Source organism: Methylobacterium sp. Leaf456, from assembly GCF_001425465.1.
Taxonomy (GTDB): domain Bacteria; phylum Pseudomonadota; class Alphaproteobacteria; order Rhizobiales; family Beijerinckiaceae; genus Methylobacterium.
Map to the genome: position 1 here is coordinate 130,555 of NZ_LMQV01000001.1, position 14,696 is coordinate 145,250.

At 69.5% G+C, this 14,696-nt stretch carries 13 protein-coding genes and 1 tRNA gene; 3 read left to right on the plus strand and 11 right to left on the minus strand.

The window, feature by feature from the left end:
• Positions 1 to 10 precede the first annotated feature (10 nt).
• The 10 genes from rplK to ASG52_RS00690 form a co-directional block, all read right to left on the minus strand.
• Positions 11 to 460: a 50S ribosomal protein L11 gene (gene rplK / locus ASG52_RS00645; RefSeq protein ID WP_056237561.1), complete on the minus strand. Its 450-nt coding sequence runs from the start codon at positions 458 to 460 to the stop codon at positions 11 to 13.
• 219 nt (positions 461 to 679) lie between these two features.
• Positions 680 to 1,213, minus strand: coding sequence for a transcription termination/antitermination protein NusG (gene nusG, locus ASG52_RS00650; protein WP_056237564.1), 534 nt, complete (start codon positions 1,211 to 1,213; stop codon positions 680 to 682).
• 43 nt (positions 1,214 to 1,256) lie between these two features.
• A complete protein-coding gene (gene secE / locus ASG52_RS00655; RefSeq protein ID WP_056237568.1) occupies positions 1,257 to 1,559 on the minus strand; it encodes a preprotein translocase subunit SecE in 303 nt (100 codons plus the stop codon).
• Between the two features lie 168 nt (positions 1,560 to 1,727).
• Positions 1,728 to 1,804: transfer RNA gene (locus tag ASG52_RS00660), tRNA-Trp, on the minus strand.
• A 134-nt stretch (positions 1,805 to 1,938) separates the two neighbouring features.
• Complete coding sequence (locus tag ASG52_RS00665; RefSeq protein ID WP_056237572.1) at positions 1,939 to 2,229, minus strand: formate dehydrogenase subunit delta; 291 nt, start codon at positions 2,227 to 2,229, stop codon at positions 1,939 to 1,941.
• 199 nt (positions 2,230 to 2,428) lie between these two features.
• On the minus strand, positions 2,429 to 5,281 hold the full coding sequence (fdhF, locus tag ASG52_RS00670) for a formate dehydrogenase subunit alpha (RefSeq protein ID WP_056237574.1): 2,853 nt from the start codon (positions 5,279 to 5,281) through the stop codon (positions 2,429 to 2,431).
• Positions 5,282 to 5,292: 11 nt separating this feature from the next.
• Positions 5,293 to 6,852 carry a formate dehydrogenase beta subunit gene (locus tag ASG52_RS00675; protein WP_056237576.1) on the minus strand — a complete coding sequence of 520 codons (1,560 nt, stop codon included), beginning with the start codon at positions 6,850 to 6,852 and terminating at the stop codon, positions 5,293 to 5,295.
• Positions 6,849 to 7,322: a formate dehydrogenase subunit gamma gene (locus ASG52_RS00680; RefSeq protein WP_056237579.1), complete on the minus strand. Its 474-nt coding sequence runs from the start codon at positions 7,320 to 7,322 to the stop codon at positions 6,849 to 6,851. Before ASG52_RS00680 ends, ASG52_RS00675 begins: the two co-directional genes overlap by 4 nt.
• 646 nt (positions 7,323 to 7,968) lie before the next feature.
• A complete protein-coding gene (locus ASG52_RS00685; protein ID WP_056237583.1) occupies positions 7,969 to 9,186 on the minus strand; it encodes a serine hydrolase domain-containing protein in 1,218 nt (405 codons plus the stop codon).
• A 74-nt stretch (positions 9,187 to 9,260) separates the two neighbouring features.
• A complete protein-coding gene (locus tag ASG52_RS00690; RefSeq protein ID WP_056237584.1) occupies positions 9,261 to 9,755 on the minus strand; it encodes a DUF427 domain-containing protein in 495 nt (164 codons plus the stop codon).
• An 86-nt stretch (positions 9,756 to 9,841) separates the two neighbouring features.
• Here ASG52_RS00690 and otsB point away from each other — a divergent pair, with 86 nt between their 5' ends.
• A complete protein-coding gene (otsB, locus tag ASG52_RS00695; protein WP_056237586.1) occupies positions 9,842 to 10,597 on the plus strand; it encodes a trehalose-phosphatase in 756 nt (251 codons plus the stop codon).
• Positions 10,598 to 10,669: 72 nt separating this feature from the next.
• Positions 10,670 to 11,671, plus strand: coding sequence for a glucokinase (locus tag ASG52_RS00700; RefSeq protein WP_056237591.1), 1,002 nt, complete (start codon positions 10,670 to 10,672; stop codon positions 11,669 to 11,671).
• A gap of 125 nt (positions 11,672 to 11,796) precedes the next feature.
• On the opposite strand, the gene ASG52_RS00705 is transcribed toward ASG52_RS00700, so the two are convergent.
• Positions 11,797 to 13,572, minus strand: coding sequence for an acyl-CoA dehydrogenase (locus ASG52_RS00705; RefSeq protein WP_056237593.1), 1,776 nt, complete (start codon positions 13,570 to 13,572; stop codon positions 11,797 to 11,799).
• A 108-nt stretch (positions 13,573 to 13,680) separates the two neighbouring features.
• Between ASG52_RS00705 and ASG52_RS00710 the strand changes: the two genes are divergently transcribed.
• Complete coding sequence (locus tag ASG52_RS00710; protein WP_056237597.1) at positions 13,681 to 14,667, plus strand: L-threonylcarbamoyladenylate synthase; 987 nt, start codon at positions 13,681 to 13,683, stop codon at positions 14,665 to 14,667.
• Positions 14,668 to 14,696 lie beyond the last annotated feature (29 nt).

Genomic DNA, 14,696 nt, shown 5'->3' on the forward strand with positions numbered 1-14,696 from the left:
CGCCCTCCCCTTACGCGACGACTTCGAGACCCATGGCCCGCGCGGAGCCACGGATCATCGCGACCGCCGAATCGACGTTGTCGCAGTTGAGGTCGGGCATCTTCTTCTCGGCGATCTCGCGAAGCTGAGCCTCGGTGATCTTGCCGACGGTCGGGCCCTTGCCGGGGGTCTTGGAGCCGGAGGCCGGCTTCTTGCCGATCTTCAGGCCCACCGCCTTCTTGAGGAAGAAGGTGACCGGCGGCTGCTTCATCTCGAAGGTGAAGGAGCGATCCTGATACGCGGTGATGATCACCGGGATCGGGGTGCCCTTCTCCATCTGCGCGGTCTTCGCGTTGAAGGCCTTGCAGAATTCCATGATGTTGAGGCCACGCTGACCGAGCGCGGGGCCGATCGGCGGCGACGGGTTGGCGGCGCCGGCCGGGACCTGAAGCTTCACGTAACCCGTGATCTTCTTCGCCATGGGACTGCTCCCAAAGTGTGCGCGTCCCCGCGCTGCCTAGGCACGGTCGGACGGGCGGTTGCAGGTCGCGGTGCGATCCGACGATCCCGGAGGCGAAGCCGGGCGGATCTCCCGCGGATGACGACGGGCCGAACGGCGCCGCCGATTTCCAGTCAGCGCGGACGCGACCGAAAGGGACGGAGATCAATCAAGATTGATTGATCTCGAAAGTCGGAAAAATCAGGCCTTCTCGACCTGCGCGTATTCGAGTTCGACCGGGGTGGCGCGGCCGAAGATAGAGACCGCGACCTTGAGGCGGGAGCGGGCCTCGTCGATCTCCTCGACCGTGCCGTTGAAGGAGGCGAAGGGACCGTCGGCGACGCGCACCGTCTCGCCGATCTCGAAGGAGACCGTGTGCTTGGGGCGCTCGACGCCCTCCTGCACCTGCCCCTTGATCCGCTCGGCCTCGGAGTCCGGGATCGGCACGGGCTTGGCCTTGTCGGCCCCGAGGAAGCCGGTGACCTTGGGGGTGTTCTTGATGAGGTGGTAGACCTCGTCGGTCAGGTCGCACTTCACCAGCACGTAGCCGGGGAAGAACTTGCGCTCGGCCTCAACCTTGCGGCCGCGACGCACCTCGGTGACCTTCTCGGTCGGCACCATGACCTCGTCGAAGAGTTCGGTCAGCCCGCGCTGGGCCGCCTGATCCTTGATGGACTGGGCGACCTTGTTCTCGAAGTTCGAGTAGGCGTGGACGATGTACCAGCGCTTCGACACGGGTCTTCTCAACTCCTCGGCGTCCGGGGACGCCCGTAAAGGTTCAGGCGCCGATGCCCAGGATCAGGCCGACGCCGATGCGCAGCACCTGATCGACGGCGACGAAGAACAGGCTCGCGATCACGACCATGATGAACACCATCACGGTGGTGATGGTGGTCTCTTTGCGGGTCGGCCACGTGACCTTGCGGGCCTCGTCGCGCACCTCGCCGAAGAACTCCACCGGGCCGGTCCGCTTGGGCGCGGGGCGCGCGGGCGGGGTCGGACGCTGGGGCGTCGTGGAGGCGGCTCCACGGGCAGGCGTGCGCGCCGCGTCGGCTTTCTTGGTCGCTTCGTTCGATGCCATGGCGCACTTGAGACGAAAAATGGCTCCGGGAACCGCGTATCGCGGTGCGAGGACCCTGGGGTCCGGCACCGACGACATCTGACGATCTCGGAATGAGCCCGCTCTAGCGCAAGAGATGCGGCTTGTCGATGGGCCGGGAAGTCAGGAGAAAAAGGTGGAGGGCGCCCGTGGCAGGAGTGGAGGGACTCGAACCCCCAACCCCCGGTTTTGGAGACCGGTGCTCTGACCAGTTGAGCTACACTCCTACGGCGCGCGGGGCGCGGCTCGCGTCATGCCGTAACACGGGCTGCGACGCAAGGGATTTGCGAGGGTGACGAATGCGCAGCCCTCGCGGGGCGGGCCGAGTCGGCGCCCTGCCCTGTTCGAAGCTTTGACAGGCTCAGCCCGCGTCGCTGGCGCCCTCGCCCGCGAGCTGCGGGTTGCGGGTGGCCGGGCGCACGGGGCTGTCGGCGGCGGGTTTACCCTCCAAGGCCTTCTGCACCAGCGGGTCGAGCCGGTCGCCGGCCTCGTCGGCATAGCCTTCGAGGTCGCGGCGCATCTTCGGCGTCCAGAAGGCGACGATGTGATTGTGCACGCCCGCCACCGCCTCGTCCTCCGGGTAGGACCGGAAGAACAGGGCGATCTGGTTGGCCATGCGCACCAGCTTGTCGTTGGGATTCGTCGCGCTCATCGCTTGGCTCGGGCTGTGTATGGATGGGGCCGCAATCCACCCCGCGCCCTCATCCTGAGGTGCCCGCGTGAGCGGGCCTCGAAGGAGGGCTCCAGGGATCGCGCGGCTGGCTGGAGCCCTCCTTCGAGGCCTCCGCTTCGCTACGGCACCTCAGGATGAGGGGGATGGGTGGGAGAGGCGAAAGCCGCCTCTCCCAAAATCATTCCGCCGCTTCGGCGATGCGGGTCAGCGAAAAATCTTCCTCGTAGAACTTCGCCTGCCAGTCGGAGGGCCGGTTGGTGCGCCGGACCTGGACAGCCGTCACCTTGTACTCGGGGCAGTTGGTGGCCCAGTCGGAGTAGTCGGTGGTGATGACGTTGGCGCCGGTCTTGGCGTGGTGGAAGGTCGTGTAGACGATCCCCGGCTGCATCCGCTCGGTCACCTTGGCCTTAAGTGCGATATCACCGGACCGGCTCTCCAGGGCGACCAAGTCGCCATCGACGATGCCGCGCAGCTCCGCGTCGAAGGGGTGGATCTCCAGCACGTCCTCCTCGTGCCAGCGCGAGTTCTCGGTCCGCCGGGTCTGCGCGCCGACATTGTACTGCGAGAGGATGCGGCCGGTGGTGAGGATCAGCGGGAACTTGCCCGTGGTCCGCTCGTCGGTGGCGACGTACTCGGTGATCATGAAGCGGCCGAGGCCGCGGACGAACCGGTCGACGTGCATCATCGGGGTGCCGAGCGGCGCCTTCTCGTTGCACGGCCACTGGATCGAGCCCATCTCCTCCAGCTTGGCGTAGGAGACGCCGGCGAAGCTCGGGGTCAGCGCCGCGATCTCGTCCATGATCTCGCTGGGGTGGGTGTACTCCATCTTGTAGCCGAGGGCGTTGGCGAGCAGCACCGTGCCCTCCCAGTCGCCGTAGCCGCCCATCGGGGCCATCACCTTGCGCACGCGGGAGATGCGGCGCTCGGCGTTGGTGAAGGTGCCGTCCTTCTCGAGGAAGGAGGCGCCCGGCAGGAAGACGTGGGCGTATTTGGCGGTCTCGTTTAGGAACAGGTCCTGGATCACGATGCACTCCATGGCCTTGAGGCCCGAGGTGACGTGATGGGTGTCGGGGTCGGACTGCGCGATGTCCTCGCCCTGGATGTACATGCCCTTGAAGGTGCCGGAGACGGCCTCGTCCAGCATGTTGGTGATGCGCAGGCCGGGCGCGTTGTCGAGCTTGGCCCCCCAGGTCGCCTCGAAGCTCTCGCGGGTGGCGTCGTCCGAGACGTGGCGGTAGCCCGGCAGCTCGTGCGGGAACGAGCCCATGTCGCAAGAGCCCTGCACGTTGTTCTGGCCGCGCAGTGGGTTCACGCCCGCACCCACCATGCCGATGTTGCCCGTGGCCATGGCGAGGTTGGCCATGCCCATGACCATAGTCGAGCCCTGGCTGTGCTCGGTGACGCCGAGGCCGTAGTAGATCGCGGCGCGACCGCCGGTGGCGTAGAGGCGGGCGGCCTCGCGGATCGCCTGCGGATCGACGCCCGTGATGGCCTGCGCCGCCTCCGGCGAGTTGCGCTCCTCGGCGATGAAGCGGGCCCAGGATTCGAACTCGGCCAGATCGCAGCGCTCGCGGACATAGTCCTCGGCGATCAGCCCCTCGGTCACGATGACGTGGGCGAAGGCGTTGACGAAGGCGACGTTGGAGCCGGGCTTGAGCGGCAGGTGGTAGTCGGCCTGAACGTGGGGCGACTTCACGAGGTCGATCTTGCGCGGATCGGCGACGATAAGCCGGGCGCCCTCGCGGATGCGCTTCTTCATGCGCGAGCCGAAGACCGGATGGCCGTCGGTCGGGTTGGCGCCGATGACGAGGATCACGTCGGAGTCCTCGACCGACTTGAAGTCCTGCGTGCCGGCCGAGGTGCCGAGCGTGGACATCAGGCCGTAGCCGGTCGGCGAGTGGCAGACGCGGGCGCAGGTGTCGACGTTGTTGTTGCCGAAGGCGGCGCGCACCAGCTTCTGGACGAGGTATGCCTCCTCGTTGGTGCAGCGCGACGAGGTGATGCCGCCGACGGAATCGCGGCCGTACTTCGCCTGGATGCGCTTGAACTCGCTGGCCGCGTGCGAGATGGCCTCGTCCCAAGAAACCTCGCGCCACGGATCCGTGATCTTCTCGCGGATCATCGGCTTGGTGATGCGGTCCTTGTGGGTGGCGTAGCCGTAGGCGAAGCGACCCTTGACGCAGCTATGGCCCTCGTTGGCCTTGCCGCCCTTGTAGGGCACCATGCGGATGACCTTGTCGCCCTGCATCTCGGCCTTGAAGGCGCAGCCGACGCCGCAATAGGCGCAGGTCGTCACCGCCGAGTGGTCGGGCTGGCCGAACGCGTGGACGGTCTTCTCCTGCAGGGTCGCGGTCGGGCAGGCCTGGACGCAGGCGCCGCAGGACACGCATTCGGACTGCATGAAGTTGGTCGGGCCCGCCGCGACGCGGCTATCGAAGCCGCGGCCCTCGATGGTGAGGGCGAAGGTGCCCTGCGTCTCCTCGCAGGCGCGGACGCAGCGGTTGCAGACGATGCACTTCGACGGGTCGTAGGTGAAGTAGGGGTTCGACTCATCTTTCGGCAGGTAGCGCTCGGAGGACGGACGGACGTGGTTATCGCCCTCGTAGCCGTAGCGCACGTCGCGCAAACCGACCTGACCGGCCGTGTCCTGCAACTCGCAATCGCCGTTGGCCGCGCAGGTCAGGCAGTCGAGCGGGTGGTCAGAGATGTAGAGCTCCATCACCCCTTTCCGCAGGCGATGCAGCTTGTCGGTCTGCGTCTTCACCACCATGCCGTTCTCAGCCGGCGTGGTGCAGGAGGCCGGCGTCCCGCGGCGGCCCTCGATCTCGACGAGGCACATGCGGCAGGAGCCGAACGGCTCCAGCGAATCGGTCGCGCAGAGCTTCGGGATCTTGGTGCCCATCTGCATCGCGGCGGCCATGACCGAGGTGCCCGCGGGCACCGTGACGCTCTCGCCGTCGATGGTCAGGCTCACCGTCTGCTCGGAGAGCCGGATCGGCGTGCCGTAGTCGATTTCCTTGATGAGGGTCATCGGGGGCCTCCTCACTCGGCCGCGACGGGCAGATCGCCCATGCGCCGGAAGTCGTCGGGGAAGTGGGTGATGGCGCTCATCACGGGCATCGGCGTCAGGCCGCCCATGGCGCAGAGCGAACCGTCGGTCATGACCTCGCAGAGGTCGGCGACGAGCTTGAGGTTGGCCTCCGGGCGGATGCCCGCGATGACCTTGTCCATGGTCTCGACCCCACGGGTGGCGCCGATGCGGCAGGGGGTGCACTTGCCGCAGGATTCGGTGGCGCAGAACTCGAAGGCGAAGCGCGCTTGCTTGGCCATGTCCACGGTGTCGTCGAACACCACGATGCCGCCGTGGCCGACGAGGCCCTTCTTGGCCGCCATCGCCTCGTAATCGAGCGGCGTGTCGAGCAGGTCGTCGGGGAAGTAGGCGCCGAGCGGGCCGCCGACCTGCACTGCGCGGACCGGACGGCCCGACAGCGTGCCGCCGCCGAAATCGTCGATCACCTGACGGATGGTGATGCCGAAGGCGTACTCGATCAGGCCGCCATGCTTGACGTTGCCGGCGAGTTGGATCGGCAGGGTGCCGAGGGATCGGCCCATGCCGTACTCGGCATACGCCTTGGCCCCGTGCTCGAGGATGTAGGGCACCGCCGTGAAGGTCATGACGTTGTTGACCAGCGTCGGCTGGCCGAGGAAGCCCTTCAACGCCGGGATCGGGGGCTTGGCCCGGACGATGCCGCGCTTGCCCTCCAGGCTCTCCAAGAGCGAGGTTTCCTCGCCGCAGATGTAGGCACCGGCGCCGAGGCGCACTTCGAGGTGGAAGGCCTTGCCGCTTCCCAAGATATTGTCGCCGAGCACGCCGGCCTTGACGCCGTTGGCGATCGCCTCGCGCAGGGTCTTGAACGCCTGCGGGTATTCGGAGCGGCAGTAGATGTAGCCCCGCGTCGCGCCCGTGGCGACGGCCGCGATGGTCATGCCCTCGATTAGGTTGAAGGGGTCGCCCTCCATCATGATCCGGTCGGCGAAGGTGCCGGAATCGCCCTCGTCTGCGTTGCAGACCACGTATTTCTGCTCGGACTTGGCGAGCATCACCGTGTTCCACTTGATGCCCGCCGGGAAGCCGGCGCCGCCGCGCCCGCGCAGCCCTGAATCGCGCACCTCACCGACGATGCCCTCGGCGTCGCGCTTCAGCGCCGCTTCGAGACCGCGATAGCCGCCATGCGCCCGGTAATCCTCGACCGAGACCGGATCGACCACACCGCAGCGGTGGAAGGTCAGCCGATGCTGACGCGCCAGGAACGGAATCTTTTCGGGGTCTCCGAGACGGAGCGCGTGCTCGCCGCCCTCGACGAAATTCGCGTCGAGCAGGCTCTCGACATCGGCTGGCGTCACCGGGCCGTAGGCGATGCGGCCCTCAGGGGTGCCGACTTCGACCATCGGCTCCAGCCACAGCAGGCCGCGGGTGCCGGTGCGGACGATGCGGACATCGAGGCCGCGGGCTTCCGCGCCCTTGAACAAGGCACGGGCGACGCGGTTGGCGCCGAGCCCGAGGGCGACGGCGTCCTGCGGGACATAGATCGTGATGCTCACGCCCGGGTCTCCTTCAGCGCGGCGTCGAGGGATTCGGCGGTCAGCCGGGCGAGCGGCTCGTCGTCGATGAGGGCGGCGGGCGCGTTGGCGCACAGCCCGAGGCAGTAGACCGGCTCGACGGTGACGCCCTCAGAACTGGTGCCGTGCCAGTCGCAGCCCATGCGGGACAGGATTTCGCCGTGCAACCGGTCGGAGCCCATCGCCTGGCAGGCTTCGGCCCGGCACAGCTTGACGTGACGGTGCCCCTGCGGCGGCTCGCGGCGGAAGTCGTGGTAGAAGGTCAGGCAGCCATGCACTTCGGCCCGCGACAGGTTCAGCGCGTCGGCGATCATCGGCACCGCGTCAGCGTCGACGTAGCCGAAGGTCTCCTGGAGCGCGTGGAGAATCGGGAGCGTCGCGCCCTCGAGCGATTGCAGCTCGGCGACGATGCCGGCCGCCCGCGTAGCGTTCCAAGGCTCAAGAGGGGCCATCGGTTTCCTGCCCAGATTGGTCTCGTTCTTGGAACCGATCCAACCAAGGCTGGCACTAAAGTTCAATCAAGCAGTCGTGTGGCTCGACAAAATTTTTCGATCATACGCGCCAGTTTGCGCTGCAAAAGCATGGTAATATGCGGCAAATTTTTTTTGAGATGGGTTCAAAACGCTTTGTCGGGCGGAAGTTGGAACTTTCTTGCCGCGCGGTCGGCCATGGGTGTTCGCGGTTCCCGAAGGTGCTGCGCGCACTGGGCTTATGCTCTGCTCAGCCGATGATGAGAGTCGCTTGTGCCCTCTGTGCCGGTGGTGGTGACGGGGCGCGATCCGTGCCGGTGACCGGTGGGTCACGCGCGAGTCTGCCGGTCGTCCTCCGGCATTGCCATGCCGCCGGAGCAACCCTATCGGCAGGATCGTGCAGGTCTCGGAGCGCTTTCGGAGGGGGCATTGAGCCCCGTTTCCCCCGTCATAGCGGGGCGAAACCGAGGAAATCCAGCGCACCGAAGTGTCCGAAGGAGGCCCGCGGGAACCGGTTCGTCGGCGCGGCTTCGCCTTCTTTGGAGAGCGCTCGCCCTGGATCGCTTCAGCTTCGCCTCGCGATGACGTGCGTGGGGCGGATGCCGGGGCGGATCGACCGGATACCTTCTCAATCCACCAAGGCGGCGTAGGTCAGCACCCGCAATTCCCGACGCAGCGGCAGGGCCGAGGACGGCACGAGCTGGGCCTGGAGCACCACCGCCATGTCTTCGGCCGGGTCGATCCAGAACGAGGTGCTGGCCACCCCGCCCCAGGCGACCTCGCCCGGCGTGCCGACGATCTGCGCGGCGGCGGGGTCCAGCATCACCGAGAAGCCGAGGCCGAAGCCGATGCCGGTGTAAGACGATTCGGCGAAGCGCGGCTGGCCCATCGCGGCGAGGTCGCCGGGCAGGTGGTTGGTCAGCATCAGATCGACGGTCTTGCGCCCCAAGAGCCGCACGCCGTCGAGGACGCCGCGGTTTAGGATCAGGCGGCAGAAGCGCAGGTAATCGTCCGTGGTCGAGACGAGCCCGCCGCCGCCGGAGGCCAGAGGCGGAACCCGCAGGAACTTGCTGTCGGTGCTGTCGTCGTAGAGCCGGAGTTTGCCCTCGCGGTCGAAGATGTAGTTCGCGGCAAAGCGCGGCTGCTTTTCCTCCGGCACCGAAAAATCGGTGTCGTGCATAGCGAGCGGACGCAGGATGCGCTCCCGCATGAATGCCGCGAAGTCGAGTCCGGAGACCACCGCCACGAGGTGGCCGAGGACGTCGGTGGCGACCGAATAGTTCCACTCCGCGCCGGGCTGGGCCAGCAGCGGCTGCTGCGCCAGCTTGCCGACGAGATCGCCGAGGCTGAGCTTCGAGGTCTGGAAGTCGATCTCGTTGGCGCGGTAGAGCGCATCGACCAGCGTGGCCTCCATGAAGCCGTAGGTCAGACCGCTGGTATGGGTGAGGAGGTCGCGGATCGTGATCGGGCGGAGCGCCGGCACGGTCTCGATCTTGGCCCGGTTGCCGCCGACCATCACCCGCATCTCGGCGAACTCGGGCAGGAAGCGCGCGACCGGGTCGTCGAGTTGGAACCGCCCCTCCTCGTAGAGCATCAGCACCGCGAGCGAGGTCAGCGGCTTCGTCATCGAGTAGATGCGGGTGATGGTCTCAGTCGTGAACGGCTTTTGCCGCGCGAGGTCGGCATGGCCGTGGGTGCGGAAGAACGCGGTCTTGCCGCCGCGCATCACCGCGACCGAGAGGCCGGCCAGCCGCCCCGTCTCGACATAGCCGCGCATCCACGCATCGACCCGCTCCAGCCGCTCAGAGCAGAGGCCGACGGCCTTGGGATCGGTCTCGACCGGCATGCAGGGCTCCTCGCGTTCGCGTCTTCGCGGCCGGTGTAGCGGCCACGGGCGCAAGGGCGCCAGCCCAAACGGCGTCACCACCCCATCGTGCCGGGCCCGCCCTTGAACGGGCCGACGAGACTCGGCGTGACCCAGCCGCCGTAGAAGCCGCCGGGCTGCGGCTCGGCCCGCACGTCGCCGACGAGGCAGGCCTCCATCGGCCCGGCATAGAAGGCGACATATCCGGTGATGTTTCGAAAACCCGGCGTCGGGTCGGGATAGGCCCAGGCGGCGCCCGGCGCTTGGATGGCGCCGCCGGTCACGTCGAACAGCACCGCCCGCCCCTTCCACTCGCAGATGCCGGCCCGGCGGGGCGGCCCGAGCACGCCTTCTGCGACGTCCGCGGGCGGAAAGTAGTAGGTCGGTGGGTGGCTGGTCTCCAGCACGCGAAAGCCGGCGAGGGTCGAGGCGATGGTCTGCCCGCCCAGAATCACGGTCAGCCGCTCGGGCACCGGCTCCAGCCGGGGCGGGCGGGGATAGCCCCAGACGCTCTCCTGTCCGGGGCCGGGGCGGATGGGGATGGGCCGCACGGGCGCCTCCGCTGGTGTTGGATCACCGGTTTGTCGCGGCTCGCCCTCATGCTAGCGCGAAGAGACCTCGGGAGAAGGACGACGCCGTGAGCGAGACCGCCGATTACGCCCTGTTCCTCGATTTCGACGGCACCCTGGTCGAGATCGCGCCGCGGCCCGACGCGGTGCGGGTCGATCCCGATCTCGTGCCGACGCTGGAGCGGCTGCGCACCCGGCTCGGCGGGGCGCTCGCCATCGTCACCGGGCGGCCGGTCGCGGTGATCGACGACTTTCTGGCGCCTGCCCGGTTCGACGTCGCCGGCCTGCACGGGGTCGAGCGACGCGTGGACGGCCAACGGAGCGGCGGGGGCCCCGAGGATCATCCGGCCCTGCGCGCGGGCGTCGAGCGGCTGCACGCCGAGACTGCCCGCTACGAGGCGGTGCTGATCGAGGACAAGGGCGCCTCGGTGGCGGTCCACTGGCGCCTCGCCGCGCCGGCGGACGCGCAGGCCGCGGAAACGATCGTCAAGGCGGTGGCGGCCGATCTCGGCAGCGCCTACCGGCTCCAGCTCGGCAAGGCGGTCGGCGAGATCGTGCCGGCCTCCGCCACCAAGGCCCACGCCATCCGGGCTTTTCTGGAGGCCGCCCCCTATGCCGGCCGCCGCGCCCTCTTCATGGGCGACGACCGCACCGACGAGATCGCCTTCGCCTCGGTCAACGAGGAGGGCGGGATCAGCGTGCGCATCGGCGACGGCGAGACCGTCGCGCCCTACCGCCTCGCCACGCCCGCCGACGTGCGCGCGCTCCTCACCGCCTGGGCCGAGGGCGGCGACATCGAGCCCGACGCGCTGCCGCGGGCCTGAGCCCACGCTTGTCGACCGGATCGCGGACCCTCTGTTAGGGTCCGCTCAAAGGATGCACGAGACGGCAAACGCATGTTCGAATTTCCGGTGCTGGTCGGCGACATCGGCGGGACGAACGCCCGCTTCGGCCTGATCGAGACGAAGGGCGCGCCGGCCCGCGTCCTCGCCCACGAGCCCACGGCGGGCTATGCCGACCCCAGCGCGGCGATCCGCGCCGCGCTCGACAAGAGCGGGGCACAAAGCCCCCGCTCGGCGATCCTGGCGATCGCCGGCCGGGTCGATGCCCCGGCAGTGCAGCTCACCAACGCCCATTGGGTGGTCGCGGGCGAGGCGATCGGCCGGGATTTCGGCCTGTCGCGGGTCACGGTCGTCAACGATTACGTGCCGGTGGCGGCCGGTGCCGCGGCCATCGCCCCCGACGACCTGACGCCGGTCGGCCCCGAACGGCACGAGGCGAACGGGCCGCGGGTGGTGCTCGGGCCCGGCACCGGCTTCGGCGCGGCCGCACTCGTTCCCTACGAGGATCGCCTCGCCATCGTCTCGACGGAGGCCGGCCACACCGATCTCGGGGCCTGCGACGCGGCGGAGGCGGAAATCTGGGCCGCGGTCGAGCGCACCGACGACCGCATCACCGTCGAGACCCTGCTCTCCGGCCCCGGCCTGTCGCGGCTGCACGCGGCGATCCGGACGGTGCGCGGCGGCGGCGACGGCCCCGCCCTCGACCCCGCCGAGATCACCCGCACCGGCCTCTCGGGCGAGGATTCCCACGCTCGGGAAGCGCTGGACCTGTTCGCCCGGCTGCTCGGGCGCGTCTGCGGCGACCTCGCCCTCACCTTCCTGGCGACCGGCGGTGTCTATATCGGCGGCGGCATCGCCCCGCGGATCGTGCCGGTGCTGCGGGCGGGCGGGTTTCGCGACGCGTTCGAGCGCAAGGCGCCGTTCGCGGCGCAGATGCGCGACATCCCCACCAGCGTCATCACCGTGAAGGACCCGGCCTTCGGCGGGCTGGCCGCGCTCGCGAGTGAGGGCGGACGCTTCGTCTATCACGGACAGGTCTGGACGCCGGGTGGCTGACGGGGCCGCTTTGACGCCGCGACCGGTCGTCCTGCCTGCCTGACGGCCTCGACAATCCGGCCCCGGTCGCCCCCCTCGAAAAGCTCTCGGAATGAGGGGATCGTCGGGAGGGAGTCGAGGTGCCCCTACCCCGCCAGCGCGAAGGCCGGGTCGTCGGCAAAGCTGCCGCCGGTGAGGATCGCCTGTTCGAGGCCCGAGGCTGCCGGCAGCAGGTTCTCGGCGAAGAAGCGGGCGAGCGCGATGCGGGCGGCGTGCGCCGGATCGGTCTCGCCGGCTTTCAGCGCCGCGCTCGACGCGAGCCCGGCGCGGGCGAGGCAGGCGGCGCCCTGCACAAGGCCGAACAGCCGCAGGTAGGGCGTCGCGCCGGGCAGCGCGTCCTGCGGCCGGTTCGAGCCCAGAGCCTTAAGCAGGAAGCCCGTGGCGCGGTCGAGGCTGGAAATCCCCTCGCGCAGGCGCGGGGCCGCGTGGCCGAAGCCGGGGTGGCCGTCCTTGAGCAGCGCTTCCGCCACCCGCCGGATCGCGGCGATCTGCGCCCCCACCGTGGCCCCGCCGTTCAGCGGCAGCTTGCGGGTCACGAGGTCGATCGCCTGGATGCCGTTGGTGCCCTCGTAGATGGCGAGGATGCGGGCGTCGCGCAGGAACTGGGCCGCGCCGGTCTCCTCGACGAAGCCCATGCCGCCGTGGACCTGAAGCCCAAGCGCCGCCACCTCGTTGGCGATGTCGGTGGAAAAGGCCTTGGCGACCGGCGTCAGCAGCGAGGCGCGGTCGTGCGCCGTCTTGCCGTCCGGGCCCTGCGCCGCGTCGAGGGCCTGGGCGGTGAGGTAGCAGAGGCCGCGCGCCGCCGACGTATACGCCTTCATGGTCAGGAGCATGCGCTGCACGTCGGCATGGGCCGCGATCGCGCTGACGGGCTCCGGTGCGCCGGGCGCCCGGCCCTGGCGGCGCTCGCGGGCGTAGTCCAGCGCCTTTTGGGTCGCGGCCTCGGCCACGCCGACGCCCTGGAGGCCGACATTGAGCCGGGCCGCGTTCATCATCGTGAACATGCAGGCCAAGCCGCGGTTCTCCTCGCCGATCAGCCAGCCGATGGCCCCGCCGCCGTCGCCGAAGGCCATGGAGCAGGTGGGCGAGGCGTGGATGCCGAGCTTGTGCTCGACGCCCGAGCAGCGAAGGTCGTTGCGCGAACCGTCCGGCAGCACCTTCGGCACGAGGAACAGCGAGATGCCCCGCGTGCCCGCGGGCGCGTCCTTGAGGCGGGCGAGCACGAGGTGGCAGATGTTGTCGGTGAGGTCGTGCTCGCCGTAGCTGATGTAGATCTTGGACCCCGTGATCCGGTAGCGGCCGTCGCCGCTCGGTTCGGCGCGGGTGCGCAAGGTGGAGAGGTCCGAGCCGGCCTGCGGCTCGGTCAGGTTCATAGTGGCGGTCCATTCGCCCGACACGATTTTATGGAGGTAGCCGGTCTTCAGCGCGTCCGAGCCGTGGGCGGCGAGCGCCTCGATGCCGCCTGCCGTCAGCAACGGGCCGATGCCGAAGGCGAGGTTCGCCCCGTTCCACAACTCGGTGCAGGCCGCCGCGATCAGGTGCGGCAGGCCCTGGCCGCCCTGCTCGGGGGCGGCGCGCACCCCGTTCCAGCCGCCCGCGACGAAGGCCCGATACGCCTCGCGCCAGCCCGGCGGGGTGGTGACGGCGCCGTCTGAAAATAGGGTGCCGTGCCGGTCGCCCGCGCGGTTCAACGGTGCGAGCACGTTGTTCGCGAACCGGCCCGCCTCCTCCAGGATCGCCACCGCATCCTCGGGGGCGATCTCGGCGCCGCCCTCGATCACAGTCTTGGCCAGCACCGCGTCGAGCCCGGCCACGTGGCGGAGCGCGAAGGCCATCTCCTGGACGGGGGCGCGGTAGGTCATAGGGCGTGAACCTGTGCTGACGCTGACGGGACGCTTGCCGTTTGACGGCCCGCACCGGGGAAGGTTAGGGCCGTCGATCCCCTTTCGCGAGATCGTTTCCCCTCCGACATGGACGGATTCCCGTCAACCGCGACGCAACGCCTGCCCGCCGACGTGGCCGGCCTCACGGAGGCCGCCGCGCTGCTGGCGGCCGGGCGGCTCGTCGCGCTGCCGACCGAGACAGTCTACGGCCTCGGGGCCGACGCCACCGATCCGGCGGCGGTGGCCGGCATCTACGCCGCCAAGGCGCGCCCGAGCTTCAACCCGCTGATCGCGCACCTGCCGACTCTGGATGCAGCCATGGCGGAAGGCGTGTTCGACGAGCACGCCCAAAGCCTCGCAAAAGAATTCTGGCCGGGGCCGCTGACCCTGGTGGTGCCGGGGGCACCCGGCGGCACGGTCTGCGATCTCGCCCGCGCCGGGCTCGACAGCGTGGCGCTACGAGTGCCGGGGCATGGAATCGCCCGCGACCTCCTGGCGCGGGTCGGGCGGCCGGTGGCGGCGCCCTCGGCCAACCGCTCGGGGCGGGTGAGCCCGACGAGCGCGGACCACGTGCTGGCCGATCTCGACGGGCGCATCGCCGCGGTGCTCGACGGAGGCGCGTGCCCGGTCGGCGTCGAATCGAGCGTGGTTGCCTGCCTCGGCGGTCCGCCCCGGCTGCTGCGGCCGGGCGGCGTGACCCGCGAGGCCCTGGCCGCTGTGCTGGGCTTTGCCCCGGAGACGGACGGCGATCCGGGATCGCGCCCGGTCGGGCCGGGGCTGCTCGCCTCGCACTACGCCCCGCGGGCGGCGGTGCGGCTCGACGCGACGCGGATCGCGCCCGGCGAGGCGGCCCTGTTGTTCGGCGCCTTTCGGCCCGTCGGATGGGAGGCTGCATGCGCCGTCGAGAACCTCAGCGAGGCCGGCGACGCGCAGGAAGCCGCCACCCGTCTGTTCTCGGCGCTACGCCGCCTCGACGCCGCGGGTGCGGCCGTGATCGCGGTCGCGCCGATTCCGGAAGCGGGCCTCGGCGAGGCGATCAACGACCGGCTGCGCCGGGCCGCCGCGCCGCGCTGAAATCTTTTCGCAGATTTTTTGGAACCGAC

Bases quoted from the DNA above. Each gene is read 5' to 3' on its own strand.
- rplK (WP_056237561.1), bottom strand. From the start codon at position 460: ATGGCGAAGAAGATCACGGGTTACGTGAAGCTTCAGGTCCCGGCCGGC.
- secE (WP_056237568.1), bottom strand. From the start codon at position 1,559: ATGGCATCGAACGAAGCGACCAAGAAAGCCGACGCGGCGCGCACGCCT.
- ASG52_RS00665 (WP_056237572.1), bottom strand. From the start codon at position 2,229: ATGAGCGCGACGAATCCCAACGACAAGCTGGTGCGCATGGCCAACCAG.
- fdhF (WP_056237574.1), bottom strand. From the start codon at position 5,281: ATGACCCTCATCAAGGAAATCGACTACGGCACGCCGATCCGGCTCTCC.
- ASG52_RS00680 (WP_056237579.1), bottom strand. From the start codon at position 7,322: ATGGCCCCTCTTGAGCCTTGGAACGCTACGCGGGCGGCCGGCATCGTC.
- ASG52_RS00685 (WP_056237583.1), bottom strand. From the start codon at position 9,186: ATGCCGGTCGAGACCGATCCCAAGGCCGTCGGCCTCTGCTCTGAGCGG.
- ASG52_RS00700 (WP_056237591.1), top strand. From the start codon at position 10,670: ATGTTCGAATTTCCGGTGCTGGTCGGCGACATCGGCGGGACGAACGCC.
- ASG52_RS00705 (WP_056237593.1), bottom strand. From the start codon at position 13,572: ATGACCTACCGCGCCCCCGTCCAGGAGATGGCCTTCGCGCTCCGCCAC.
- ASG52_RS00710 (WP_056237597.1), top strand. From the start codon at position 13,681: ATGGACGGATTCCCGTCAACCGCGACGCAACGCCTGCCCGCCGACGTG.